The 25,419-nt window shown below is 71.3% G+C and carries 25 protein-coding genes; 11 read left to right on the plus strand and 14 right to left on the minus strand.

The genetic code is table 11. From position 1 onward, the window contains the following. Position 1: 1 nt before the first annotated feature. Both ACIHAD_RS43465 and ACIHAD_RS43470 read left to right on the plus strand, forming a co-directional pair. Positions 2 to 1,054 (plus strand): quinone-dependent dihydroorotate dehydrogenase, encoded by a 1,053-nt coding sequence (locus ACIHAD_RS43465; RefSeq protein ID WP_397360701.1) that lies wholly within the window; start codon positions 2 to 4, stop codon positions 1,052 to 1,054. Positions 1,055 to 1,074: 20 nt separating this feature from the next. Continuing rightward, entirely contained in the window at positions 1,075 to 1,635 is a 561-nt protein-coding gene (locus tag ACIHAD_RS43470; RefSeq protein ID WP_397360702.1) for a GNAT family N-acetyltransferase, read from the plus strand. Between the two features lie 7 nt (positions 1,636 to 1,642). Here the strand turns inward: ACIHAD_RS43470 and ACIHAD_RS43475 are convergent, their stop codons facing one another. The 4 genes from ACIHAD_RS43475 to ACIHAD_RS43490 form a co-directional block, all read right to left on the minus strand. Next, the gene (locus ACIHAD_RS43475) at positions 1,643 to 3,235 is read right to left on the minus strand and encodes a beta-N-acetylhexosaminidase (protein ID WP_397360703.1); all 1,593 of its coding nucleotides are present in this window, start codon (positions 3,233 to 3,235) and stop codon (positions 1,643 to 1,645) included. Next, positions 3,232 to 4,077 (minus strand): N-acetylmuramoyl-L-alanine amidase, encoded by an 846-nt coding sequence (locus ACIHAD_RS43480; protein ID WP_397360704.1) that lies wholly within the window; start codon positions 4,075 to 4,077, stop codon positions 3,232 to 3,234. Before ACIHAD_RS43480 ends, ACIHAD_RS43475 begins: the two co-directional genes overlap by 4 nt. A 131-nt stretch (positions 4,078 to 4,208) precedes the next feature. Beyond that, positions 4,209 to 4,457: a hypothetical protein gene (locus ACIHAD_RS43485; RefSeq protein WP_125645653.1), complete on the minus strand. Its 249-nt coding sequence runs from the start codon at positions 4,455 to 4,457 to the stop codon at positions 4,209 to 4,211. Positions 4,458 to 4,665: 208 nt separating this feature from the next. Further along, positions 4,666 to 5,658: a LacI family DNA-binding transcriptional regulator gene (locus ACIHAD_RS43490; protein WP_397179236.1), complete on the minus strand. Its 993-nt coding sequence runs from the start codon at positions 5,656 to 5,658 to the stop codon at positions 4,666 to 4,668. Between the two features lie 281 nt (positions 5,659 to 5,939). Between ACIHAD_RS43490 and ACIHAD_RS43495 the strand changes: the two genes are divergently transcribed. After that, positions 5,940 to 6,527, plus strand: coding sequence for a TetR/AcrR family transcriptional regulator (locus ACIHAD_RS43495; protein WP_397360705.1), 588 nt, complete (start codon positions 5,940 to 5,942; stop codon positions 6,525 to 6,527). 132 nt (positions 6,528 to 6,659) lie between these two features. Here the strand turns inward: ACIHAD_RS43495 and bldC are convergent, their stop codons facing one another. Both bldC and ACIHAD_RS43505 read right to left on the minus strand, forming a co-directional pair. Next, positions 6,660 to 6,863 carry a developmental transcriptional regulator BldC gene (gene bldC, locus ACIHAD_RS43500; RefSeq protein WP_013133571.1) on the minus strand — a complete coding sequence of 68 codons (204 nt, stop codon included), beginning with the start codon at positions 6,861 to 6,863 and terminating at the stop codon, positions 6,660 to 6,662. Between the two features lie 322 nt (positions 6,864 to 7,185). Next, positions 7,186 to 8,049, minus strand: coding sequence for a hypothetical protein (locus tag ACIHAD_RS43505; protein WP_397360706.1), 864 nt, complete (start codon positions 8,047 to 8,049; stop codon positions 7,186 to 7,188). Between the two features lie 106 nt (positions 8,050 to 8,155). Here ACIHAD_RS43505 and ACIHAD_RS43510 point away from each other — a divergent pair, with 106 nt between their 5' ends. Together ACIHAD_RS43510 and ACIHAD_RS43515 are read left to right on the plus strand one after the other, a co-directional pair. Then, positions 8,156 to 9,235: a Glu/Leu/Phe/Val dehydrogenase gene (locus tag ACIHAD_RS43510; RefSeq protein ID WP_397360707.1), complete on the plus strand. Its 1,080-nt coding sequence runs from the start codon at positions 8,156 to 8,158 to the stop codon at positions 9,233 to 9,235. Positions 9,236 to 9,386: 151 nt separating this feature from the next. Next, positions 9,387 to 9,614 carry a DUF3073 domain-containing protein gene (locus ACIHAD_RS43515; RefSeq protein WP_352320460.1) on the plus strand — a complete coding sequence of 76 codons (228 nt, stop codon included), beginning with the start codon at positions 9,387 to 9,389 and terminating at the stop codon, positions 9,612 to 9,614. A gap of 92 nt (positions 9,615 to 9,706) precedes the next feature. Here ACIHAD_RS43515 and ACIHAD_RS43520 read toward each other — a convergent pair whose 3' ends face one another. Further along, positions 9,707 to 10,549 carry an alpha/beta fold hydrolase gene (locus ACIHAD_RS43520; RefSeq protein WP_397360708.1) on the minus strand — a complete coding sequence of 281 codons (843 nt, stop codon included), beginning with the start codon at positions 10,547 to 10,549 and terminating at the stop codon, positions 9,707 to 9,709. Between the two features lie 86 nt (positions 10,550 to 10,635). Here ACIHAD_RS43520 and ACIHAD_RS43525 point away from each other — a divergent pair, with 86 nt between their 5' ends. Continuing rightward, positions 10,636 to 11,181, plus strand: coding sequence for a CGNR zinc finger domain-containing protein (locus tag ACIHAD_RS43525; RefSeq protein ID WP_397360709.1), 546 nt, complete (start codon positions 10,636 to 10,638; stop codon positions 11,179 to 11,181). 34 nt (positions 11,182 to 11,215) lie between these two features. Here the strand turns inward: ACIHAD_RS43525 and purM are convergent, their stop codons facing one another. The 4 genes from purM to ACIHAD_RS43545 form a co-directional block, all read right to left on the minus strand. Continuing rightward, positions 11,216 to 12,241 (minus strand): phosphoribosylformylglycinamidine cyclo-ligase, encoded by a 1,026-nt coding sequence (gene purM, locus ACIHAD_RS43530; RefSeq protein WP_397360710.1) that lies wholly within the window; start codon positions 12,239 to 12,241, stop codon positions 11,216 to 11,218. Next, a complete protein-coding gene (gene purF, locus ACIHAD_RS43535) occupies positions 12,238 to 13,674 on the minus strand; it encodes an amidophosphoribosyltransferase (RefSeq protein WP_397360711.1) in 1,437 nt (478 codons plus the stop codon). The genes purM and purF overlap by 4 nt, the downstream gene beginning before the upstream one ends. 51 nt (positions 13,675 to 13,725) lie before the next feature. Beyond that, entirely contained in the window at positions 13,726 to 14,274 is a 549-nt protein-coding gene (locus ACIHAD_RS43540) for an SDR family NAD(P)-dependent oxidoreductase (protein WP_397360747.1), read from the minus strand. Between the two features lie 61 nt (positions 14,275 to 14,335). Next, a complete protein-coding gene (locus tag ACIHAD_RS43545) occupies positions 14,336 to 14,743 on the minus strand; it encodes a MarR family winged helix-turn-helix transcriptional regulator (RefSeq protein ID WP_397360712.1) in 408 nt (135 codons plus the stop codon). A 142-nt stretch (positions 14,744 to 14,885) separates the two neighbouring features. On the opposite strand from ACIHAD_RS43545, the gene ACIHAD_RS43550 reads away from it, so the two are divergent. Then, a complete protein-coding gene (locus tag ACIHAD_RS43550) occupies positions 14,886 to 16,559 on the plus strand; it encodes a hypothetical protein (RefSeq protein WP_397360713.1) in 1,674 nt (557 codons plus the stop codon). A 16-nt stretch (positions 16,560 to 16,575) separates the two neighbouring features. Here ACIHAD_RS43550 and ACIHAD_RS43555 read toward each other — a convergent pair whose 3' ends face one another. Then, complete coding sequence (locus ACIHAD_RS43555; protein ID WP_397360748.1) at positions 16,576 to 16,998, minus strand: sterol carrier family protein; 423 nt, start codon at positions 16,996 to 16,998, stop codon at positions 16,576 to 16,578. A 129-nt stretch (positions 16,999 to 17,127) separates the two neighbouring features. On the opposite strand from ACIHAD_RS43555, the gene ACIHAD_RS43560 reads away from it, so the two are divergent. Beyond that, entirely contained in the window at positions 17,128 to 19,206 is a 2,079-nt protein-coding gene (locus tag ACIHAD_RS43560; protein WP_397360714.1) for a PhoX family protein, read from the plus strand. Between the two features lie 34 nt (positions 19,207 to 19,240). Further along, positions 19,241 to 21,121 (plus strand): ABC transporter ATP-binding protein, encoded by a 1,881-nt coding sequence (locus ACIHAD_RS43565; RefSeq protein WP_397360715.1) that lies wholly within the window; start codon positions 19,241 to 19,243, stop codon positions 21,119 to 21,121. Here the strand turns inward: ACIHAD_RS43565 and ACIHAD_RS43570 are convergent. Beyond that, positions 21,082 to 22,503 carry an MFS transporter gene (locus tag ACIHAD_RS43570; RefSeq protein WP_397360716.1) on the minus strand — a complete coding sequence of 474 codons (1,422 nt, stop codon included), beginning with the start codon at positions 22,501 to 22,503 and terminating at the stop codon, positions 21,082 to 21,084. The genes ACIHAD_RS43565 and ACIHAD_RS43570 overlap by 40 nt on opposite strands. Positions 22,504 to 22,575: 72 nt before the next feature. On the opposite strand from ACIHAD_RS43570, the gene ACIHAD_RS43575 reads away from it, so the two are divergent. Together ACIHAD_RS43575 and ACIHAD_RS43580 are read left to right on the plus strand one after the other, a co-directional pair. Then, complete coding sequence (locus ACIHAD_RS43575; protein WP_397360749.1) at positions 22,576 to 23,229, plus strand: TetR/AcrR family transcriptional regulator; 654 nt, start codon at positions 22,576 to 22,578, stop codon at positions 23,227 to 23,229. A gap of 10 nt (positions 23,230 to 23,239) precedes the next feature. After that, a complete protein-coding gene (locus ACIHAD_RS43580; RefSeq protein ID WP_397360717.1) occupies positions 23,240 to 23,986 on the plus strand; it encodes a methylenetetrahydrofolate reductase in 747 nt (248 codons plus the stop codon). Here ACIHAD_RS43580 and ACIHAD_RS43585 read toward each other — a convergent pair. Next, positions 23,947 to 25,416, minus strand: a complete 1,470-nt coding sequence (locus ACIHAD_RS43585; protein ID WP_397360718.1) for an MFS transporter — start codon at positions 25,414 to 25,416, stop codon at positions 23,947 to 23,949. The two genes, ACIHAD_RS43580 and ACIHAD_RS43585, sit on opposite strands and share 40 nt — an antisense overlap. Positions 25,417 to 25,419: the final 3 nt, after the last annotated feature.

A 25,419-nucleotide genomic window follows, 5' to 3' on the forward strand; every position in this document is an offset into this window, starting at 1 on the left:
GATGTATCGCCTCGTGTTCATGCAGGTCTTGCGGCGTTTCGACGCCGAGGCCGTGCACCGTCTCACCGTCAGGGGCCTGGCCGTGCTCGCCCGGCTGCCCCTGCTCAAGCGGCTGCTCCACCGAGCGTTCGCCCCGCACGACCCGGTCCTGCGGGTGACCGCGTTCGGCGTGCACTTCCCCGGTCCGTTCGGCCTGGCCGCCGGGTTCGACAAGGACGCGGCCTGCGCCGAGGCGATCGCCGCGCTCGGCTTCGGCCACGTCGAGGTGGGCACCATCACCGCCCACGCCCAGCCCGGCAACCCGCACCCGCGCCTGTTCCGCCTGGTGGGGGAGCGGGCGGTGATCAACAGGATGGGCTTCAACAACGCAGGCGCCCGCGCCGCCGCCCGGCGGCTGCGCCGTACGCGCGGGGTGCCCGTCGTGGTCGGGGTGAACATCGGCAAGACCAAGGTGGTGCCGGAGTCCGAGGCGGTGGCCGACTACGTGGCCGGCGCCAGGGAGCTGGCCCCGCTGGCCGACTACCTGGTGGTCAACGTCAGCTCGCCCAACACGCCCGGGTTGCGCAACCTCCAGGCGGTCGAGCTGCTGCGTCCGCTGCTGGTCGCGGTCAAGGAGGTCGCCGACGCGACGCCGCGCCGCACGCCGCTGCTGGTGAAGATCGCCCCCGACCTGGCCGACGAGGACATCGACGCGGTCGCCGACCTGGCCGTGGAGCTGGGCCTCGACGGCATCATCGCGACCAACACCACCATCAGGCACGGCGGCGAGACCGGCGGCCTGTCCGGGCGTCCGCTCAAGGGGCGCTCGCTGGAGGTGCTGCGCCGGCTGCGCGCCAAGGTCGACGATCGCCTCACCCTGATCTCCGTGGGCGGCGTCGAGGACGTCGACGACGTCTGGGAGCGCCTGCTGGCCGGTGCCACCCTGGTCCAGGGCTACACGGGCTGGATCTACGGCGGCCCGCTGTGGGCCGCGCGCATCCACCGGCAGCTCGCCCGCCGGGTCCGCCGCCACGGCCTGTCCTCCGTCACCGAGGCGATCGGCCGCACCGCCTAGGGCTCCCCTATCGTGGGATCGTGATCAATGCCGAGGTGAAGCTCACCGACGACGTCGTCATGCGCGCGATCGCCAGGTCCGACGCGGCGGCGCTGGCCGACGCCTACCGCCGCAACCGCGACTTCCTGCGCCCCTGGGAGCCTCGCAGGCCGGCCGACTTCTTCACGACCGCGGGCCAGGCCGCACGCCTCGAAAGACTGGCCGAGGACCGTGCGGCCGGGTTCGTGATGCCGTGGGTGCTCACGGACGGCGACCGCGTCGTGGGCAGGATGAACCTGAACAGCATCATCCGGGGCGCCGCCCAGAGCGCGTCATTGGGCTACTGGGTGGACGCCGCGTACAACGGGCGGGGGCTGGCCACCAGGGCGGTGCTGGAGGCGTGCCGGGCCGCCGACGAGGACCTGGGCCTGCACCGGGTGGAGGCGGGCACGCTCCTGCACAACAAGGCCTCCCAGACGGTCCTGCTCAAGGCGCGCTTCGAGGAGTACGGCATGGCGCCCCTAGCCGTCAGCATCGACGGCGAATGGCAGGACCACGTGCTGTTCCAGCGCATACTCAACGACCGCCCCGCGCCCATGTGACCGCCGGTCAGACGCTCGGCCTGGTCGACTCCGCGTCGTGCGTCATGGCGTCGATGCGCTCCATCACCTCGTTCACCCGCACGCCGCTCGGCCGGTGCGGACGCCGCCGCTGCCACGGGTGCGGGCCCGCCACCGGCCGGTACTCCACGCCGATCGCGTCGAGCCGCCCGAGGTGCTCCTCCAGCCGTCCGGCGAACCCGTCGCCGCCCGAGCCGGCCCAGGCCACCTCGGCCAGCGCGCACGACCGCGGCCAGAGCCGGTAGTCGACGGTCCTCGGGTCGGGCACGCGCTCGGTCCAGAGCTGGGCCTGCACGCCCATGACGCGCGCCCGCTCCTCGTCGGTCCAGTCGGCGGGGGCCGGGTCGAACGCGGCCACGTCGGCCACCGTGGTGGCGTCGCCGATGGCCATCGGCTCGTCGGCCGAGGCCGCCTCGGCGTAGTCGAAGTAGAGCGGGAACACCGGAGTGGCGACCACGTCGTGCCCCGCCGCGGCGGCGCGCCGCCCGACGCCCATGCCGCGCCACGGCATGACCACGGTGTCCTGGCGCAGCCCGCCGCTGACGAACGCCTCGTCCCACACCACCGTACGCGCGCCGCGCTCGGCCAGGGCGTCGGCCAGCACGCGCAGGAACCACGCCTGGAGGTCGTTGACCGTGGCCAGCCCCAGCGAGTCGCGGTAGGCCGCGATCTCCGCCGACTGCGCCCAGTGGTCGAGGACGACCTCGTCCCCGCCGATGTGGAAGAAGGGCACCTCGCCGAGCGCACCGATGATCTCGTCGAAGACCGTGGTCAGGAACTCGACCGTCGGCGGCAGCGGCGACAGGATCGCCGGTGAGATGCCCCACCGGTCGAGCACGTCGTGGCGCTCGCCGGTGGCGCCGAGCGAGGGGTAGGCGGCCAGGATCGCCGAGGCGTGCCCCGGCACGTCGATCTCGGGCACCACCGTGACGAACCTGGACCGCGCGTACGCGCCGATCTCGGCCAGGTCGGCCAGCGAGTAGTAGCCGCCGTGCGGGACGTCGTCGTACGACGCCGGCTCCCGGTGGTAGTTGCTGGCCGTACGCGGCCGGTGCGAGGCGACCTCGTGCAGCAGCGGGTACGCCCTGCTCTCCACCCGCCAGCCCTGGTCGTCGACCAGATGGAGGTGCAACCGGTTCAGCTTGTGCACGGCCATCAGGTCGATCAACCGGAGCACCTCCCGCTTGGTGGAGAAATGCCGGGCCACGTCGAGGTGCAGCCCCCGCCAGCCGAACCGCGGCGCGTCCTCGATGCGCACCCCGGGCACGGGCCACGACGCGCCCGCGGCGAACCGGTAGGAGGCGTCCGGCAGCAACTGGTGCAACGTCTGCGCCGCGTAGAACGCGCCCGCCTCCCCACCGGCGACGATCTCCACCCCGCGCGACCCGGTGGTCAGCCGGTAGGCCTCCTCGCCGAGCGCGGGATCCTGGCGTACCTCGATGTCGCCCGAGTCCCCAGGGCGCAGGTCGAGGAGGGGGAGCGCGCGACGTACCGCGTCCGCGAAGGGACCGGCGACGGTCGCGCCCGAGGTCAGCTCGAAGGAGCCGGAGAGGTCACTGAGCAGCTCTGGGCGAGGAATCATGCTTCGAGATAGTGCTGCAATCCGTTCGCGAGCGCCAATGCGATCCGCTGCCTGAACCTCGGGTTCTGGAACTTGGCCGCGTCGCCCGCGTTGCGCATGTTGCCGCACTCGACGAAGATCTTCGGCACCGTCGAGAGGTTGAGGCCGCCGAGGTCGTTGCGGAAGCTGAGCGCCTTGCTGCCGATGTAGGTGGAGTAGGGCAGGCCCGTGCCCCTGGCGAAGGCGTCGCGTACGTCCACCCCCAGCTTGGTGGAGGGCGCCACGACCTTGTCGACCGGCCCGTTGATCTTCTTGGGGATGATCACGTGGAAGCCGTGGCCCGCGGCGGCGGCGCCGTCGGCGTGCACCGAGATCGCGGCGTCGGCCTTGGCCTTGTTACCGATCGCGGCCCGCTGGGTGATGCACGGCCCGACGCTGTCGTTGTCGGACCTGGTCAGCTTGACGGTCGCGCCGCGGCCTTTGAGGATCTTGGCCATGCGGTTGGAGACGTCCCAGGTGAAGGCGGCCTCGGTGTAGCCGTTGTTGGTCTCGGTGCCGGTCGTGTCGCAGGGCTTCCACTGCGTCAGCACGTTGACCTTGCGGTTGATGGCCTTCGGGTCGCGGAAGTTGCCGCCGTTGTGCCCCGGGTCGATGACGATGACCTTGCCGTTGAGCGGCTTGGCGTCGGGCGGCGCCTGCTGCGCCGGCGTCCCCTGGTCGGGCCCGTCCTGGACGGGCGGCTGGGCCGGCGCCTCGGCGGAGGAGGCGGCCTGACCTGCCGCGGCGCCACCAGGCTCGGTGCCGCCGCACGCGGAGGCGATCAGGCCGCAGACGGCGAGGACGGTGGCTGGTAGAGCACGCATGAGCTCCAACTTACGTGAAGCCCCGCGTTCAGGCCCGTATCAACAGGAATCCTGCGAGTCGGTCTGCCGCCCCACCGAAGCGTCCGGCCGGGACCGCTGCGGCGGCCCGCCTGGCGGTTTCGCCGTCCGCGTCACCACACGTGCTCGCCAACCTCCTGCCGTTCGAGCAGGGCGGCCAGCTCCCGCGCGTCCTCGGCGTCGAGGCCGAGGACGACGCGGGGGCGGCCCCACGGATGGTCGAGGGAGTGGGCCACGTAGCTGGCGACGGACTCGGCGCCGACGTCGGTGCCCCGCCCCCTGCCGGCGCGCCAGTGCCCCCAGGCGCGTTCGAGCTCGGCCGCCGCGCGCTGGGCGCAGGACACCAGTTCTGGATCACGCATGACTGTCCCCCGGATCAGATCGTGACCGAACCAGATTCGGCCACAATTAGCATGACCCTGACGAGTAAACCGCCGTGCGGCGACGCTGCCGTACGGCTTGACCCAGGCTTTGGGCGGCCTTGCTGACGAGAGACCCGCTCATTGGCCTGCCGTGCCATTGCGGCGCCCGACGAAGGCCCGCAACGGCAGCGCAACCGGCAGATATCAGTCAGGCGGGTCCCGTGCTGCGGCGCACGATCAGCTCGGGTTGGATCTCGCGCAGCCGGGCGCCCTTGGCCGGCTCGCCTATCCTGTCGCTCAGCAGCGCGGCCGCCGACCTGCCCATGGCGCGGCGCGGCTGGTCGACCGAGGTGAGCGAGATGTGCCGCGAGGCCGACAGGTGGGTGTTGTCGTAGCCGACCACGGACAGGTCGTCCGGCACCCGCAGCCCCAGCTCGGCCGCGGCGGCCAGCACGCCGAGCGCCACCACGTCGTTGGCCGCGAACACGGCCGTCGGCCGCGGGTCGCGGGTCAGCAGGGCGATCGCCGCCTCCCGGCCGCCCTCCTCGGTGGCGTCCGCCGCCTCGACCATGATGTACGGGGCCAGCGAATGCCTGCGCATCGCCACGAGGTAGCCCTCGCAGCGCGAGGACCGGGGGCCCTCGATGTGCGCGATCCGCTTGTGCCCGAGGTTCACCAGGTGGTCGATGGCCAGACGGGCGCCGAGCTGGTCGTCGTCGACCACGATGTCGACGCCGTCGAGCTCGATGTCACGTTCCCCTACGACGACGGTCGGGGTGTAGGCGGTGGCCTCGATCAGCGTCTCGCTGGTCGGCGCGATGCCTAAGAGCACCAGCCCGTCGACCCGGAGTTCCAGGAAGGCCTCCACGGCCTCGTCCTCGAACGCCGGGTCCCACTGGCTGTTCCCGATCAGCATGCGCAGCCCGTCGCCGTGCAGGCTCTCCTGCAGGCCGTCGAGGAACTCGGCGTAGAACGGGTTGTGCAGGTCGGCGACGAGCGCCCCGACCAGATGTGTACGACCTTCCACCAGGCTGCGCGCGACCGCGTTCGGCCGGTAGCCGAGCTCGCGCGCCGCCTGGAGCACTGCCTGCCGCCGGTGCTCGCTCACGTGCGGGGATCCGCGCAGCACGAGTGAGACCAGCGACTTCGAGACGCCGGCTCGCTCGGCGACGTTGCGGATGGTGGGTCGTGGCCGAGGCAATGGCTCTACCTCGCGTAGCTCGGCGATGGTTGAAGTGTTGACGGGCGGTCCTGACATGTGTCTCCCCCGCGATGCGGATATGGGCACCTGTCTCACCAAACGATCGAGTAAGCCGCAGGGTACGGCTTCGGGTTAGGGAAGCCTGATATTGACCCATTCGCCACACGTCCGCTATTGGGCACGTCGTCGGATACTGTGCACGTGTGACACCCGGGAAGTCAGCCGAGACGGCACGCCCCGCACGCCGAAGGCTGAGTGTGGACCGCCGTCGCGAGGAGCTCATGGCGGCTGCGCTGGAGCTGTTCAGCACCCGTGACGCGGAGGACGTCTCGATCGACGACGTCGCCTCGGCGGCAGGCGCCTCGCGAGCGCTCGTCTACCACTACTTCGGCGGCAAGCAGGAGCTCTACGTGGCCGCGCTGAGGAGCGCGGCGGAGCAGCTGGAGTCGCGGCTGCGCCCGGCGGAGGGCGGCAGGCCGCTCGACGAGCTGGCCGCGGGCCTCGGGCGTTACTTCGACTTCGTCGAGGAGCACGCCGCCGGTTTCGCCGCGCTGCTGCGCGGGGGGCCCGCCAACCGGGCGGGCGAGGTGGGGGAGATCGTCGACGGCGTGCGCCGAAGGCTGTTCCGCCTCATCCAGAAGCAGATGCGCGTCGAGGAGCCGAGCCCGGTGCTGCGCACGACGCTGCGCTCGTGGATCGCCTCCGTGGAGACGGCCGGTCTCGACTGGCTGGAGCACCGCGACGTCGAGCGGCCCGTGCTGGAGAAGATGCTCGTCGATCACATGGTGGCCCTGCTGGGGGTCGCCGCCGCCTACGACGGCGAGGTCGGCCGGCTGCTCGAAGTGCTCACCGGCGAGCAGCTGGCGTAGCGGGGGAGTAGCGGGGGAAGAGTGGCGCCGGGCGGGCGACGCCAACTTCCCCGTGCGACGTCACGTCGGTGGACCGGGCAAGCGTACCTGGTCCACCCTCAACCCCCCTGAGGTTCGTGACGACCCTTGCGACTACTCGGAACGCTGCTGCGGAATGCCCGCCAGCAGTGCGCGAACCTCGGTCTCCCGGTAACGCCGATGACCTCCGAGGGTACGAATCGACGTCAACTTGCCCGCCTTGGCCCACCGCGTAACGGTCTTGGGGTCGACCCTGAACATGGTCGCGACCTCAGCGGGCGTGAGCAGTGGCTCGGCCTCGGGTGTACGAGCTGACATTTGTGCGGCCTCTCCTCCGTGTGGACCGGCTTAGCGATCCTGTGACTGCCTTTGCGCGTGTCACGGATGTCCCCCTATGGCGCAGAGCGTGCGGCTTTTCTGAGCCATATGCGGCATCACCCGATGTGACCATACCGCCACGCAGAGCGATTGGCGAGCCCTTCTTTGACCCAACTGCCCGCCCCCATGGCGATGTCACGCTCGGTGATTCTAGCGACACGGTTCGTGGTATCGCAGTGAAAACGGCAAACTACTCAGTTCGCAGAAGAGAGCAGCCGCGAGACGTGACCTACTCATGCAGGTCAGACGGTTGTTTTGGGGCTCAGTTGGCAGATTCCAGCTGTTGCATTGACTTCCACCGAAGGATGACGCGCTGGTACATGGCATAGGCAAGTTCTTCTTGACCCGTGTCCAGACCGGTCAAAGCGGCCGAAAGCTCAGCAACCGACTGGTCGGCCTGGAGCGCGTCGTCGTTCATCAGGTGGACCAGGCCGCCGTAGTCGAGCTCCACCAGGGAGTGGGGGTGGAACTCCTCCAGCCACCGCGCGATGTCCTCCACATCGAGGTTGGACGACGTGTCGCCAAGGTGCCGGCGCATCACGTTGAGGGCGCGGGCCGCCCGCCTCCTGGCCTGTGCCATGGAGGTGACGTAGATGAGGTTACGGCCCGTAGTCGTCGTCACGTCCTGTCCAGGGGTGGAGGAGCCGAGCACCAGCCAGCGTTCGTTCCCATCAAACGGTACGAACCACGATGGCGGCACATGCCACGCCGTGGTGCGAATGTGCGTACGCAAGGCGGACGAACCGGCCCGGCGCTTGAACCGGTCGAAGTCGTCGGCCGTCTGCTCGGCGATGGCCTTGGGCACGAGCCGGTCCATCAGCTTCACGGGAGTGGCGCCACGAAGCCGTGAGAAGGCCAGCCAGGACCGCAACCGGGTCTGCCAGGGGCACACGTACAACCGGTCCTCAACGCGCCGCAGATAGGCATTGGGGCTCTCCTGGGCGGGAACGGGCTGAGGGGGCATGCCGAGCAGGCGCATGACCGACTCGCCGTGCTCCGCATTGAGCGCGTTCGCCCGGCGCGGACGGTCGCGTGAGTCGGCGTAGTCGGCCCACAGCTTGCGCTCGGACTCGGCGAACGCGGTCAGTGGCTCATAGACGCGGAGGTAGGCGGCATAGGGCAGCACGGAGGCATCGTGTCACGAAGAGCACCTGCGTGCACCGTTGAGGCTTACTACTCTGAGAGTGATCCCCGCCGCGAAGGTGCGGCGGGCCGGACAGGGAGTCACTACCGTGACCGACGTCTTCGGCACGTCCCACAAGGACGTCCACGAGCAGGTCGTCTTCTGCGCCGACGAGCAGAGCGGCCTGCGTGCCATCATCGCCGTGCACAACACGGCCCTGGGTCCCGCGCTCGGGGGCACCAGGTTCTATCCGTACGAGAGCGAGCAGGCGGCCCTGGCCGACGTGCTCAACCTGGCCAGAGGCATGTCCTACAAGAACGCGCTCGCGGGTCTCGACCTCGGCGGCGGCAAGGCCGTCATCATCGGCGACCCGGCCAAGGACAAGAGCGAGGCGCTGCTGCGCGCCTACGGCAGATTCGTCGAGTCGCTCGGCGGGCGCTACATCACCGCCTGCGACGTCGGCACCTTCAGCGAGGACATGGACATCGTCGCCCGGGAGTCCCGCCACGTCACCGGCCGCACCCTGGCCCACGGCGGCGCCGGCGACTCCTCCGTCCTCACCTCGTTCGGCGTCTTCCAGGGCATGCGCGCCTCGGCCGAACGGGTCTTCGGCACGCCGTCCCTGCACGGCAGGAGGGTCGGCGTCGAAGGGGTCGGGAAGGTGGGCCACCGCCTGGTCGACCTCCTGCGCGAGGACGGCGCCGAGGTCGTGATCTGCGACGTCGACCCGCGGGCCGTCGAACGGGTGCGCCAGCGGCATCCCGAGGTGGAGGTGGTCGCCGACGCCCGGGCGCTCACGACGTCCGACATCGACGTCTTCGCGCCCTGTGCGCTGGGCGGCGCGCTCGACGACGCCACGGTGGCCGGACTGCGGGCGAAGATCGTCTGCGGCGCGGCCAACAACCAGCTCGCGCACCCCGGGGTCGAGAAACAGCTGGCCGACCGCGGGATCCTGTACGCGCCCGACTACGTGGTGAACTCCGGCGGCGTCATCCAGGTCGCCGACGAGATCGAGGGCTTCAGCATGGATCGGGCCAGGGCGAAGGCGGCCCAGATCTACGACACGACTCTGAAGATCTTCGGGATCGCGGCGGACGAGGGCGTTCCTCCGGCTGTGGCAGCGGATAGGCTAGCCGAGCGCAGAATGTCGGAAGTCGGGCGTATAAGGGCCATTTGGCTGGGCCACTGACGCCCCACGCCCATACGGCGTACCGAGCTGGGCACAAAACAGGTACGGTAATAGGCGAACGATAGGCTGACGTCCAAAGTCAGGCGGCGTCAGTGTGTGGTGCGTTAGCGACGAGGGGTCGGGGACGACCCCACACGAGGGGGTCGAGCCAATGGGGCGCGGCCGAGCAAAGGCCAAGCAGGTCAAGGTTGCTCGCCAGCTGAAGTACAACAGCGGTGGCACGGATCTTGACCGTCTTCGCGACGAACTCGGGGTCGGCGACTCCAGCAATGACGACGCCGACGACCTCAACGATGAGCTGGCGGATCGCTATGCCGATTACGCCGATGACTACGGCTCCGGGGACGACGAAGACGGCCGTCCTTCCGGTCGCCGATAGCCGTTCTTCAGAGTGACGTGGCCGAGGGTCCGGCGTGCTGCCGGATCCTCGTTCATGATCGTCGGGCCTCACGGGTAACCGTGAGGCTTTCGTTACGCTTGCGTGCGGTCGAGAAAGCCCGCGATCAGCGGCGCGATCTCGGGGAGCCTCTCCTCCAGCGCGAAGTGCCCGGTGTCGAGCACGTGCAGCTCGGCGTCCGGCAGGTCCCGCAGGTAGGCGTGCGCGCCCGGTTCCGGGAAGAAGGCGTCGTCGCGGCCCCACACGATCAGCGTGGGCGGCCGGTGGCGGCGCAGCCATGCCTGCCAGTCGGCGTAGAGCGCGAGGTTGGAGCGGTAGTCCAGCGCGAGCGCGAGCTGGGCCTCCCGGCGTCCGGGCAGGTCGAGGAAGTGCTGGTCTAGGGTCCATCCGTCGGGTGCGACGGCTGAGACGTCCGACGCGCCGCCCTCGTACTGGCCGCGGGTGACGGGGAGGGTGAACAGGTCGCCCAGGTTCTCCGCGGGCGCGTGGATCGTGGTGCGGGCCAGGTCCGACAGCCCTTCGTCGTAGGCGTTGGCGTTCTGGACGATCAGGCCGGCGATCCATTCGGGGTGCCGGGTGGCCAGGCGGAAGCCGACGGGACCGCCGAAGTCGAAGGCGTACCAGACGAAGCGCTCAAGCCCGATCCGCCGCACGAAACCCTCGACCACGTCCGCCAGGCGGTCGAAGGAGTAGACGAAGTCCTCGGGGGCCCTGGTGTGGCCGAAGCCGGGGTAGTCCGGGGCGATCAGGCGGTAGCGGGCGCCCAGGGCGTCCATCAGGCGCCTGTACTGGTGGGAGGCCGAGGGGAAGCCGTGCAGCAGGAGCACGGGGATGCCGTCGCGCGGGCCCGCCTCCCGGTAGAACACCTGCACGCCGTCCACGTCCACGAAACCGTGGCGGATCTGTGGGATCTCCATGCCTAATGCCTTTCTTGCTCAATGATGCGTTAGTTATAGCGAGCATGCTTCTAACGCGTCAAGGGGGAGATGTAGCATTAGATCTCATGGAGTTCCTGATCGGCGAGCCGCTCGCGCTGGACCTGGTGAACACCCGTGCCCGAGACTTCGACGTCCTCGACACGCCCGAGGGGTTCGGGAACTGGATCGATCGTCAGGCGGGCCGGCTGACCTCGGTCGGGGGGCCGTTCGCCGCGGCCGAGCTGGGCGCCGTCCGCGAGTTGCGGGCGCACGTGGAGGCGGCGGTCGAGGCCGTACGCCGGGGTGGGACGCCGCCCGGCGAGGCGGTCGGTGCGATCAACGACGCGATGCGCGCCGCGCCCGCGTACGGGCATCTGGACGTCACGGACGCCGGGCCGACCAAGGGCGCGCGCAGGGACGGCGACCGGCTCGCCCGCCTGCTCGCGCAGCTCGCCGAGGCCGCGGCCGACCTGCTCACCGATCCGGCGGCGAGCCGGATCCGGGCCTGCGAGGGCCCCCGGTGCCGCATGATCTTCCTGCCCGCCCATCCCCGGCGCCGCTGGTGCTCACCCGAGCTGTGCGGCAACCGGGTGCGCGTCGCCCGCCACTACCAGCGGCACAAGCCGGCCTGAGCGGGGGCCGGACCGGGCCCGGCCCCCATGAGGGTCAGCGGTAGCGGGCCTGGCCCGAGCCCTGGACGATCTCGCCCAGCACCCACGCGTCGAGACCGCGCCCGCCGAGCAGCCGGATCGCCTCGTCGGCAGAGCCGGGGGCCACCACGGCCGCCATGCCCACGCCGAGGTTGAACGTACGGTCCATGTCCTTCTGGGCGATCTGCCCGTGCCCGGCCAGCACGCCGAAGATCGCGGGCGGGGTCCAGGACGAGCGGTCGAGCAGCGCGTCGAGGTGGCCGGGAAGCGACCGCGACAGGTTGGCCTCCAGGCCGCCGCCCGTGATGTGCGCGAAGGCGTGCACCTCGGCCCCGCGGACCAGGTCGAGGCAGTCGAGCGAGTAGATGCGCGTGGGCTCCAGCAGCTCCTCGCCCAGCGGGCGGCCCAGCTCGGGCAGCACCGCGTCGAGCGAGAGCGACGCCTCGCGCAGCACGTGCCGGACCAGCGAGTAGCCGTTGGAGTGGATGCCGGAGGAGGCGAGCCCGAGGACCACGTCGCCCTCGCGGACCCGGTCGGGGCCCAGCATGGCGTCGGCCTCGACCACGCCGGTGCCGGCGCCGGCCAGGTCGTACTCGTCGGGGCCCATGGCGCCGGGGTGTTCGGCGGTCTCGCCGCCCACCAGCGCCGCGCCGGCCAGGCGGCAGCCCTCGGCCACGCCGCCGACGATCTCGGCGACGCGCTCGGGCACGACCTTGCCGACGGCGATGTAGTCGGTCATGAACAGCGGCTCGGCCCCGCAGACCACCAGGTCGTCGAGGACCATGCCGACCAGGTCGATGCCGATCGTGTCGTGCTTGCCGTAGCGCTGGGCGATCATGACCTTCGTGCCCACGCCGTCGGTGGACGAGGCGAGCAGCGGACGCCGGTAACGCAGCAGCGCCGAGGCGTCAAAGAGCCCGGCGAAGCCGCTGGCGTCGTCGACCACCTCCGGCCGGCGGGCCCGCGCCACCTTGTCCTTCATCAGGGTGACGGCGCGCTCGCCCGCCTCGATGTCGACGCCGGCGGCCTCGTAGGTACTCACGCTTTGCTCTCCAACACGAACTTGCCCACGTTGTCCTGGTCGATCGGGATCGGGTACGAGCCGTCGAAGCAGGCCCGGCAGAGCCGCTCGGCGGGGATGGTGGTGGCCTTGGTGAGGCCCTCCAGGGAGATGTACCCCAGCGAGTCGGCGCCGAGCGAGGCCCGGATCTCCTCGACCGACAGCGAGCCGGCGATCAGCTCGGCCCTGGTCGCGAAGTCGATGCCGTAGAAGCACGGCCAGGCCACGGGCGGCGAGGAGATGCGGACGTGCACCTCGCGCGCCCCCGCCTCGCGCAACATCTTCACGATGGCGCGCTGGGTGTTGCCGCGCACGATCGAGTCGTCGACGACCACCAGGCGCTTGCCCGCGACGACCTCGCGCAGCGGGTTGAGCTTGAGCCGGATGCCGAGCTGGCGGATGGTCTGCGAGGGCTGGATGAACGTGCGGCCCACGTAGGAGTTCTTCACCAGGCCCTGGCCGTAGGGGATGCCGCTCTCCTCGGCGTAGCCGACGGCGGCGGGGGTGCCGGACTCGGGCGTGGGGATGACCAGGTCGGCCTCGACCGGGTGCTCGCGGGCCAGCACGCGGCCGACCTCGACCCGGGTGACCTGCACGCCGCGGCCCGCGATCGTGGTGTCGGGGCGGGCGAGGTAGACGTACTCGAACAGGCAGCCCTTGGGGTCGGCCAGGGCGAAGCGGCGGGATCTGACGCCGTCCTCGTCGATGGTGAGCAGCTCGCCGGGCTCGATCTCGCGGACGAACGTGGCGCCCACGATGTCGAGGGCCGCCGTCTCCGAGGCCACCACCCAGCCCCGCTCCAGGCGGCCCAGGACCAGCGGGCGGATGCCCTGCGGGTCGCGGGCCGCGTAGAGGGTCTTCTCGTCCATGAACACGAGCGAGTACGCGCCCTTGACCTGCGGCAGCAGCTCGGCCGCCGAGTCTTCGATGGAACGCGAGCGGTCCTGCGCGAGCAGCGAGGCGAGGACCTCGGTGTCGGTGGTCGCCCTGGTGGAGCCGGGAGCCAGGCGCTCGGCCAGCTCCGGCGTGTTGATCAGGTTGCCGTTGTGCGCGAGCGCGAGCCCGCCGACCTCGGTGGAGCTGAGGGTCGGCTGGGCGTTCTCCCACACGCTGGAACCGGTGGTGGAGTAGCGGCAGTGGCCGATCGCCAGGTGGCCGCGGAGGGTGCCGAGCACCGACTCGTCGAAGACCTGGGCCACCAGGCCCATGTCCTTGTAGACGAGGATGCGGCTGCCCTCGCTGACCGCGATGCCCGCGGACTCCTGGCCGCGGTGCTGCAACGCGTACAGCCCGTAGTAGGTGAGTTTGGAAACTTCCTCGCCTGGTGCCCATACGCCGAAGACGCCACAGGCGTCTTTGGGTGCGCGGTCGTGGGGGTCCAGGTCATGGCCGAGCCGGCCGTCGCCCTTCAGCACATGCCTCAGTTTAGGTTGCGGGCTTCCGTGCTCGCACACCCGGGTGCTCCATCAGCCGGTGTGGGACGATCTGCCGGCGTTGGATCCGTCGCGGACGAACTCTCCGGTGACGTTGCGGTTGGCCGCCGAACCGAGGAAGTGGATCAGCGCCGCCATGTCGTCGGCGGTCGAGAGCCTGCGGCTCGGCGTACGGGCCGCGACGCGGTCGAGGGCCTCCTGGGTGACCGGGCGTTCGGCCTCGGTGATCGTGAGCCCGGCCACGGCCACGTTGACCAGGACGCCGTCCCCGCCGGCCTCCCACGCCAGGGCTCGGGCCATGCCGTGCAGGGCCATCTTGGCGGTGCCGTACGGGCCGGGGCCCGGCCGGCCCTCCTCGGCGGCGCCCGAGGAGACGAAGACGATCCGGCCGAAGCCGTTCCTCCTCATTCCGGACAGGACGGCCTGGACGAGCAGGGCGTTGCCGACGACGTTCGCGTGCAGGGCGGCTGGTGACCCGCGCGCCGGCCCTGGCGTAGGCGAGCGCGGTGGCGGCGCCGATGCCGGAGGAGCCGCCGGTGATGAACGCGTGCATGGATGCCTCTTTCTGATTAGCCGACTAATTAGCCAGCTAAGTCCGTTTCGAGGGCTTCCGGCAAGAGGGTTTCGCTCTTGGTGAAGGCGGTTATTGGGGGATGGCGCGTACGAGGCGGGCCAGGAGGTCGCGTTCGGCGTCGTTCAGGCCGTGCTGGAGTTGCTCGTCGCTCCTGGCCCAGATCGCCTCGACCGGCTCGCGCAGGGCCTTGCCCGCCTCCGTCAGGTGGACGCGGCCCACCCGGGGGCGGTCGGCGTCTGGGGAGCGGTAGACGAGGCCGGCTCGTTCCAGGCGCTGGAGGGTCTTGGTGACGGTCGGCGGCTCCACGCCCAGACGGGCGATCAGCTCGCTCTGGGTGAGGCCGTCCTGCCGCCACAGCTGGTTGAGCAGCAGTTCCTGGCCCACGTGCAGGCCCAGCGGCGCCAGGGCGGCGGCCAGCCGGTTGCGGTGGGTCTTCATGACCATGATCAGGGCGTACGTCAGGGTCTCGTCCAGCATGCACTCATCTTGCCCGCCGCCTGCCGCTTTGGCGCATGGTGACCCAAGGATGGCACCCGTCTTACCGTGTCGTGCGCTTTAGCCGATGCCCTCCGCGAAAGGGTGAAGTATCCGGCATGCAGACCCGTCGGGAGACGCAGACGTGACCACACCTGGGGACCCCAACGAGCCCCGCGAGGGGCAGGACCCGCAGCACCGCGAAGGCCACCCCCAAGAGGGCCGGCCCGAATCCGCTCCGCCGCAGCACACGCCCGAATGGTGGCGAGAGGGGACGGCCGAGGAGGATCGGCCGGGGCCCGAGGAGGAGCCGCCGGAGATCGGGCCTTACGAGGGCGGGCCGACGAGCAACGAGTGGCGGCCGAGCGAATGGGCCGTCGGCGGCCCGCCCGGCGCGGGCCCGACCGGCGGCGCGGGAACCCCCGAAGGCTGGACCGCCCTCGACCACGAGCACGGCCACGGCCACGAGCGTGCCCACGGTCACGAGCACGGTCACGAGCACGGTCACGGTCATGAGCGTCCCCCTGGCCAGGGGGACGTCCCTGGTCAGGCGAGCGCTCCCCAGGGCGCGGCCTCCGCCGCGGGCGCCGGTCCCGGAGAGGGAGACCGGCCTGACGGCGGGCGGCATGAGGGCGAAGGAGCTGGGGAGCGGCCCGGGGGTGAGCGGTGGGCGGACGAGTGGCCGTTCGAGGAGGAGCGGGAGGGCGAGGAGCCGATCGCGCCCGTGCCGCCCGTGGTGCCACCGCCGCCGCCCGACGTGCCGCCGTCGCACGAGCCCAGGCCCGCGGGCCCTCCCGGCCACCCCGACCTGCCCACCTCGCCCGAGACGCCGGGACCGGCCGAGAGCGACGCGGAGAAGACGCGGCAGACCGGCGGGGACGCGGAGAAGACAGGGTGGACCGGCGGGGACGCGGAGGAGACGCAGGTCTATCCGGTGCCCGGCGGGACCCCGGCCTATCCGGGCTGGGGCACGCAGCCGGACGAGGAACCGAGCCGGCCCGCGCCCTCCCGGTACGAATACGGCGACGTACCCACCTTCGAGCCCCCGGCCACCGGCACTCACGCGGCCCGAGGGCCGGGCGAGCCGGGCGCCCCTGAGGACGCTGAGGGGGCCGCGGGCGCGGGAGGCGTCACACCGGGCCCTGGCGGCGCGGGCGTGCCGCCAGGAGGACCTGGAGCGCCGTACGGAGGCGAGGGCGCCTACGGCCGCCCCGGGGCGCCGTACGGTGGAGAGGGCGCCTACGGGGGCCCCACAGCGTCCCGCGGCGGGGGCGAGGGCGCCTATGGCGGGCCGGCGGCGTCCGGTGGGGGCGAGAGGGTCCATGGGGGGCCGGCGGCGTCGGGCGTGCCCTACGAGGCGCCTCCGGGCTCGTACGAGACCGGCGGGCGGGACGCGTCCGTCCCCGGAACCACGCCCTCCAGCCCCTACGGCGGCCCGCCCGGCTACGGTCCGCCACCCGGAAGCCCGCCCTACGGCCAGTACGGCCCCTACGGCACCCAGCCGCCCGCGCCCCCCGGCAGCGGCCTGGCCACCGCCTCGCTGGTGCTGGGCGTGGCGAGCCCGTTCCTGGTGTTCGTCTGCTTCACCGGCGTGCTCACCGCCATCCTGTCGATCGTCTTCGGCTGCGTGGCGCTCGCCAAGCGCGCGGGCAAGGGCAGGGCCATCGCCGGGATCGTGATCAGCGTGCTCTCGCTGGTGCTGTTCGCGATCGTGGCGATCTGGTTCTGGAAGGTGGTCCAGGAGTGCGGGCAGCTTCCCGGTCAGCTCGCCGACCAGTGCTTCGAGAGCAAGTTCCCCTGGATGGGCAAGGGCAGCTAGAGCCAGCTAGAGCCAGCTAGAGCGGCAGGTGGGCTGACAGGTCGGCGCGGGAACCGCTCGCCGCGACCGAGCCTCTGGCCATGGCCTCGTCCCAGGTCAGCCGGCCGAGCGCCAGCTCCAGCCAGGTACGGGCGTCGGTCTCCACCACGTTCGGCGGCGTGCCGCGGGTGTGGCGGGGGCCGGGGACGGCCTGGACGGCCGCGTACGGAGGCACGCGCACCTCGACCGTGCGGCCGGGAGCCGCGGCGGCCAGCTTCTCCAGCAGGTGGCGCACCGCCTGCCTGGCCGCGTCGCGCTCGGGGGCGAGCCCGCGGTCGTAGGCGGTGAGCACCGCCGCGACCAGGGCGTCGGGCAGGGTCGAGGCGGGGCCGTCGTAGGGCGGTTCGTCGAGGGCAACGAGCTGGCCGTCGAGGGCCGCGCGCAGCTTCTCCGGGTCCATCTTGCGTGGTGGCACGGGCCCATTGTCTCGCGGGAAGCGTTCATCGGGACGGAGGCCGTCGTTCACCCCCGGTTTCGGTGACGACCGTAACGTCCCCGCCGTACAACCGCGCACATATCTGGAGGACCTGTGGCGAACCCTGAGGCGGGGCGGCTGCTGCCGCTGCTTTCCACCCCGCACAAAGGTGGCCGATCCGCTCTGACCTGTCAGTTCCGTTGCGGGAACGCGTGCGCGCACGACGTGGCCAACACGACGGGCAACGCCTACTTCGGCGACGTGGTGAAGGAGGCGCTGTCGCGCCGCGGCGTCCTGCGCGCGGGCGCGCTCGGCGCGCTGGTGGCGGGCGTCGGCGTGGCGGGCGCGGTTCCGGCGCTCGCCGACGAGCCGGAGGCCGAGGCCGAGGCCGCTGCCGCGCCGGCCGCGGAGAACCTGCGCGGCCGTGGTGGGATCGCTTTCACCTCCGTGCCGCCGAACAAGGACGACGCGCTGCGCATCCCCGACGGCTACAGCTCCTCCGTGGTCGTGCGCTGGGGCGACCCGGTGCTGCCGGACGCGCCGGCCTTCGACTTCGACAACCAGACGGCCGACGCCCAGGACAAGCAGTTCGGCTACAACTGCGACTACGTGACGTTCTTCCCGATGGGCCACAACCGCGGCCTGCTGTGGGTGAACCACGAGTACACCGACGAGAACCTGATGTTCCGCGGGTACACGGGCGGCGCGGCCGCGACCGAGGAGCAGATCAAAATCGCGCTGGCCGCGCACGGCGGCTCGGTCGTGGAGATCGAGCGGGCGCACGGCACCGGCGAGTGGAGGCTCACCACCAAGGGCCGCCGCCGCTACAACCGGCGCGTCACGGCGCGGACGCCGATGCGCTTCTCAGGCCCCGCCGCCGGTCACGCCCTGCTCAGGACGGCCGCCGACCCCAAGGGCCTGGCGCCGGTCGGCATGCTGAACAACTGCTCGGGCGGTTCCACCCCCTGGGGCACGGTCCTGACCGCCGAGGAGAACTTCGACCAGTACTTCGTCAACGGCGACAAGGTGCCCGAGGCGCAGCGGCCGTACATCTCGCGTTACACGATCACGACGGGAACCCCGGCGAGCAGCCGCCGGTTCGACCGGGTCGAGGAGCGCTTCGACCTGGCCAAGCACCCGAACGAGGCCAACAGGTTCGGGTGGATCGTGGAGATCGACCCGTTCGACCCGGACTCCACGCCGATCAAGCGCACCGCGCTCGGCAGGTTCAAGCACGAGGCCGCCAACACCACGCTGGCCAGGGACGGCCGCCTGGTCGTCTACATGGGTGACGACTCGCGCTTCGAGTACATCTACAAGTTCGTCTCGAAGAACCGGTACATCCCCGGCTTCGACCGGCACAACCGCGCGCTGCTGGACGAGGGCACCCTGTACGTCGCCAAGTTCACCGGCGACAGCCCGGCCGCCGAGATCGACGGGTCCGGCAGGCCGCCCTCCGACGGGCTGTTCGACGGCTCGGGCCAGTGGATCCCGCTGGTGTCGGGCGACAGGTCGTACGTGGACGGCATGACCGCCGCCGAGGTGCTGATCCACACCCGTACGGCGGCCGACAGGGTCGGCGCGACCAAGATGGACCGTCCCGAGGACATGGAGCGCAACCCGGTCACCGGCGGCGTCTACGTGGCCCTGACCAACAACTCCAACCGCACCGCCGCCCAGGTGGACGAGGCCAACCCGCGCGCGTCCAACAAGCACGGCCACATCCTGGAGATCGCCGAGCGGCGCGACGACGCCGGCGAGACCACCTTCGCCTGGTCGCTCCCGCTGATCTGCGGCGACCCGAACGACCCCGCGACGTACTTCGCCGGCTTCGACAAGACCAAGGTCTCGCCGATCTCGTGCCCGGACAACGTGACGTTCGACGCCGACGGCAACCTGTGGATCTCCACCGACGGCAACCAGCTCGGCAGCAACGACGGCCTGTTCGTCATGCCGGTACGCGGTTCCGACCGCGGCCACCTGCGCCAGTTCCTCACGGTCCCGCTGGGCGCGGAGACCTGCGGCCCGCTGGTCACCGCGGACCAGAAGAGCGTGTTCGTGGCCGTGCAGCACCCGGGCGAGCTGGACGGCGCGACCCCGGACAACCCGGCCAGCCGCTGGCCCGACGGCGACCAGCCGCGCCCGTCGGTCGCGGTGGTCTGGCACGCCGGGGGCAGGAGGATCGGCAGTTGACCTCAAGTTAACTTGAGGAAATAGTCTCCATGCCATGAGCATGGAAGTGACCGCCTGGCATCAGCTTTACTCGATGAACAACCGGCCGGAGCGTCGCCCTCTGAACAGGGCGACGCTCCGGCGTATCGGCGGGCTCGCCCGCCCCCACCGCCGCAGGATCGTGCTGTTCCTGGTGCTCAGCGTGGTGCTGGCGGGTCTGGCCGTGGTGTCGCCGCTGCTCGCGGGGCGGGTGGTCGACGCGATCTTCAACGGTGAGCCGCTCGGCGTGGTCGTCGCGGTCGCGCTGCTGATCGCGGGCCTGGCGCTCGCCGAGGCCGGGCTCGGCCTGCTGAACCGCTGGCAGTCGGCCACCATCGGCGAGGGGCTGATCCTCGACCTGCGCACGGCCGTCTTCGACCACGTGCAGCGGATGCCGGTCGCGTTCTTCATGCGGACCCGTACCGGGGCGCTGGTGAGCCGGTTGAACAACGACGTGATCGGGGCGCAGCGGGCCTTCACCGACACCTTGTCCAGCGTGGCGGGCAATGTGGTGCAGCTCCTGCTGACGCTCACCGTGATGATCGGCATCTCGTGGCAGATCACGCTGCTCGCGCTGTTGCTCCTGCCGGTGTTCGTGCTGCCCGCGCGCCGGATGGGCGTCAGGATCGCGCGGTTGCGGCGCGAGGCCGCCGACCACAACGCGGCCATGGGCACCCAGATGACCGAGCGGTTCTCCGCGCCGGGCGCGACGCTGGTGAAGCTGTTCGGCCGGCCGGCGCGCGAGTCGGCCGAGTTCGCCGCGCGGGCGCGGCGGGTGCGCGACATCGGCGTGCGCTCGGCCATGAACCAGTCGGTGTTCGTCACGGCCCTGACCCTGGTCTCGGCGCTCGCGCTGGCCCTCGTCTACGGCCTCGGCGGCTTCTACGCGCTGCGCGAGCAGCTCGAACCCGGCGCGGTCGTGTCGCTGGCCCTCCTGCTGACCCGCCTGTACGCGCCCCTGACCGCCCTGGCCAGCGCCCGCGTGGACGTGATGAGCGCCCTGGTCAGCTTCGAGCGGGTCTTCGAGGTGCTCGATCTGGAGCCGCTCATCCAGGAGCGTCCGGAGGCCCGGGAGGTCCCCGAGGGCCCGGTCTCGGTCGAGTTCGACGACGTGCGCTTCGCCTACCCCGCGGCCGACAAGGTGTCGCTGGCCTCGCTGGAGCAGGTCGCCACGCTGGACTCGCGGGGCGGCGAGGAGGTGCTGCACGGGATCTCGTTCACGGCCCTGCCGGGCCAGATGGTGGCGCTGGTGGGCTCGTCCGGGGCGGGCAAGTCCACGATCGCCCAGCTCCTCCCCAGGCTGTACGACGTCGACTCCGGCGCGGTCCGCCTCGGCGGCGTGGACGTACGGGACCTGACCTTCGACGCCATCCGCGACACCCTGGGCATGGTCACCCAGGACGGCCACCTCTTCCACGAGACGATCAGGGAGAACCTGCTGCTGGCCAGGCCCGCGGCGAGCGAGGAGGAGATCTGGGACGCCCTGACCAGGGCCCGGCTGCGGACACTGATCGAGTCGCTGCCCGACGGCCTGGACACGGTGGTCGGCGAGCGCGGCTACCGGCTGTCCGGCGGCGAGCGCCAGCGGCTCACCATCGCCCGGCTCCTGCTGGCCAGGCCGCGCGTGGTGATCCTGGACGAGGCCACCGCGGCCCTCGACTCCACCTCCGAGGCGGCCGTGCAGGCGGCCCTGGGGGAGGCGCTGGCGGGCCGGACCGCCGTGGTGATCGCGCACCGGCTGTCCACCGTGCGGGCGGCCGACCAGATCCTGGTGATCGAGGACGGCCGCGTGGCCGAACGCGGCACGCACGCCGAGCTGCTGGCCATGGGCGGCCGCTACGAGGAGCTGTACCGCACTCAGTTCGACGAGCCGACGGTGGCGGGGGCGGTGGCCTGAGGATCGTCCGCCTCGGGCAGGCGGCGGGCCGGGCGCAGGGCGTACAGGCTGAGCGGGACGGCGGCCAGCACGATCACCGCCGCGATGACCAGTGTGAACTGGTAGGCGTCGAGGAAGGCGGTCAGCGGCGGCAGGTCGCTGCCGCTCTGGCTGGAGCTGAGGATCGCCCCCAGCACGATGATGCCGAGCAGGCCGAACACCTCGCGCGAGACGTTCAGCACGCCTGAGGCCACGCCGGTCCTGTCCTTGGGCAGGCCGCCGAGGATCGCCGAGGTCAGCGGCACCAGCATGCCGCCGCCGAGGCCGTAGAGCAGGAACCAGGGCGCGACGTCGGCGTAGTCGCCGTCGGCGCCCACGCCGGAGATCATGAAGATCGCCGCGCCCATGAGCGCCATGCCGAGCGCCACCGTGCGGCCGGTGCCGAGCCGCTCCGACAGCCGCTGCGACAGGATGGCGACGACCGCCATGACCAGGGCCATCGGCACGAAGGCCAGGCCGGCCTGGGTGGGGGAGAAGCCGAGCACGTTCTGCAGCCACAGGGCGCTGAAGAAGTAGATGCCGAACACGCCGAACGACCAGATGCCCATGGTCAGCATGCCGCCGCTGAACACGCGGGCGCGGAAGAGCGACAGGTCGATCATCGGGCGCTCGGCCCGCGCCTCGACCAGCGCGAACGCCACTGCGGCCGCCGCCGCGAGGCCGAACGCGGCCAGGATCTCGGCCGACGTCCATCCGGCGCGGTCGCCCTCGATGAGCCCGTAGGTGAGGGAGACCAGCGCGAGCGCCGAGGTGGCCAGGCCGGGCAGGTCGAGCCGGTGCCGCCGGCGGGTGAAGGCGGGCCGGACCGCCCACAGGCCCAGGCCGAAGGTGACGATCCCGATCGGCACGTTGATCAGGTAGATCCAGCCCCAGTGCAGGTTCTCGCTGATGAAACCGCCGGCCGCCGGGCCGAGCGCCATGGACAGCGCCCCGGACGCGCTCCAGATGCCCACGGCCCTGCCGCGCTCGCCGGGGTCGGGGAAGATCTGGCTGATCAAGGTGAGCGACGTGGGTGTGAGCAGCGCCGCCCCCACGCCCTGGACGGCCCGTGCCATGATCAGTATGCCGCCCGAGGTGGCGATCCCGGCCCCCAGCGAGGCCACGGTGAAGACGGCGAGCCCGGCCAGGAACACCCTGCGCGCCCCGAACAGGTCCGCGAGCCGGCCGCCGACCAGCATGAGCCCGGCGAAGACCAGGATGTACGAGCTCACGATCCACTCCAGCCCGGAGATCGTCAGCCCGAGCTCCCGCTGGATCGTCGGCAACGCGACATTGCCCACGTTGTTGTCGAGATAGGTCATGAAGGTGCCCAGTGTCACGGCACCCAGCGCCCACCATCGCATGGCACAACCTCCTATACGCCGTACTTGTACGTCGTATAGTTGAACTTGTACGACGTATAGTTGTCAACCGTGATGGGAAAACTGACCGCGCGGGCCATCGCCGAGCGGGCGCTGGAGATCGGCGACACCGAGGGGCTCGACGCCGTGACGATCCGGCGGCTGGCGACCGACCTGGGCGTGACGCCGATGGCCCTGTACTGGCACTACAAGAACAAGGACCAGCTCCTGTTCGGCATGGCCGACCACCTGATCGGCGGTTTCGTGCTCGAACCGGCCGACGAGCGGCCCTGGCGGCAGCAGCTTCGCGACCTGATCCAGGGGCTCATCAGGACCCTGCGCGCCCATCCCTGCGCCAAGAACGTCATCGAGCAGATCGACCCGATCTCCGTCCCGAACTTCCTGGTCGTCTGGGACAAGGCCCTGGGCCTGGCCCGTACGGCGGGGTTCGGCGTCGAGGAGAGCTGCCTGATCACCAAATACCTGCTGCAGAGCGCCCTGTCGATCGCCGACGCGCCCGTCCACCTCAAGGCCGGCCGGACCGGCGAGGAGATCGCGGAGGTCGCCAGGGTCAAGCGGGTCGGCCTCCAGTCGTTGCCCCCCGAGAAGTACCCGTACCTGGTCGAGATGGCCTCACCGCTGGTCGCGGGGGCCGACCCGGCCTTCTACGACTCCTTCGGCGTCGAGCTCGTCCTGAGCGGCATCGAGGCGCTGGCCGCCGGACGTTAGGGTCGGGATCATGCCTTTCGAGCTGGTCTGCGAGATCGAACCTCCCACCAAGCCCGACCTGAAGCGCGTACGCCACCAGATCGGCACGCTCAGCCAGGTCGCCGATTCCTTCCTCATCCCCGACAACCACATCGGCCGGGCCACCGTGTCGAGCGTGGCCGTGGCGCACGAGGTCGAGGCGATGGGCGGGCGCAGCATCGCCTGCCTGAACTCCCGCGACCGCAACCTGCTCGGCTTCCACCGCGACCTGCTGACGGCCGCGGCGTACGGCGTCGACCAGTTCCTGTTCGTCCACGGCGACAAGCCCGCCAGTGGCAGCAGGACCAGCGACCTGACCGTCCGCTCGATGATCGAGGAGGCGAGGGGCTTCTCGCCGGCCATCCGCGTGGGCGCGGCGGCCGGGCTGCGTCCGCTGCCCGCCTGGAAGCGCGCGGCCGACTTCCTGTTCGCCCAGGTCGGCTTCTCGGTCGAGGCGCAGGTGCGCTGGCGCGAGGCCAACCAGCTCGACGTGCCGGTCTACGCGGGCGTCATGGTGCTGGCCAGCGAGCGCCACGCCCGTACGCTGGCCGCCGCCATCCCCGACATCGCCCTGCCCGCCGAGCTGGTCGAACGGGTGGCCGCCGACCGCATGGCGGGCGTCGAGGCGGCCTGTGAGCAGGTGCTCGCGCTGCGCGACTCGGGCGCGTTCGACGGCGTGCACCTCATCCCGGTCTCCCGCTACCGCGACGTGGAGTCGAGACTCGCCGGAGCCCTCTGAGACCTGGCGAGCGCGGCCAGCAGCGCGCCCGCCAGCGCCACGGCGAACAGCACCGCGTACGCGCGCTGGAAGCCGTCCATGAGCCGGCCGACGGCCACCGGCGAGAGCTGGGACAGCGTGCCCGCGTACACCTGGGCGCGCAGCGCCGGGCCCACGGAGCTGGTCACGACGCTGAGCGACAGGCCGACGCTGATCACGATGCCGACGTTCATGATCATGACGCGGAAGCCGTTGACCACGCCCAGGCTGCCGGTGGGCAGGGCGGCCATGACCTGGGTGGTGTTGCCGGTCAGGAACGTCCCGCTGCCGCACCCGGCCACGAACAGGGCGATCCCGGTCACCCAGTACGGCGTCGCCGGGTCGGCCGTGAGCATCAGCGTGCCGAGCCCGAGCGCGCTCATCGCCGCGCCGCCGATCGACAACCCGTACGGCGAGACCCGGGCCCCGAGCAGGCCGGCGATCGGCGAGGCCAGCCCGATGCCCACCGGCACGGGCAGCACGCTCAGCCCGGCCGAGAACGCGTCGAGCCCGCGCGCCGCCTGGAAGTAGAGCGCGACCACCAGGATCAGCGCGGACCGCGCGAGCGCGTTGCAGAAGGAGGCCAGGTTCGCGTACGCCAGCAACCGGCCGCCGAACAGCCGCAGGTCCAGCACCGGGTTCGGCGAGCGCCGCTCGGCCAGCACGATCAGCGGCAGCAGCAGCACGAACAGCGCCGCCCCGGTCAGGGCGACCGGGCTGGTCAGGCCGCCGGACCCGGCCTCGTTGACCGCCAGCAGCGCCGCCGACAGCGCCGCGAACACCAGCACGTTGCCGAGCGCGTCCACCGGCTGCTTCGGCCTCTTGGGCATCTTGCGCAGGATCACCGCGCCCCAGCCGAGCGCGACCAGCCCGGCGGGCACGTTCACCCAGAAGATCCACTGCCAGCCGGCGGTCTCGGCGATCAGGCCCCCCAGCGTCGGACCGGCGAGCTGGGCCACCGACAGCGTGCCGATGTAGACGCCCATGCCCTGGCTGAGCCGTTCGGGCGGGAACGCGTCGGTGATGATCACCGTGCCGTTGGCCAGGATCATCGCCGAGCCGATCGCCTGCACCACGCGCATGCCGACCAGGAACCAGACGTCCGGTGACAGCCCGGCCAGCAGCGAGGCCACGGTGAACAGGGCGAAGCCCGCCAGATACACCTCGCGCCTGCCGAGCAGGTCGGCGACCCGGCCGAAGAACACCAGGCTCGCGGTGTTGACCAGCAGGAACGCCAGCAGGATCCAGCCCGACTGCGTCGCGTCGGCGTGGAAGTGCCGCACCACGGTCGGCAGGGCGACGTTGAGCGTGCTGCCCGCGATGCCGATGAGGACGAGGCCCAGGCTGGTGACCGAGCACACGCGCCAGGCGTAACGCATGGAGGTGCCGGTTTCGGGGGTGACCGCGACCATGTC

Origin of the sequence: Nonomuraea sp. NPDC052265, assembly GCF_044547985.1 — a bacterium.
Lineage (GTDB): Bacteria > Actinomycetota > Actinomycetes > Streptosporangiales > Streptosporangiaceae > Nonomuraea.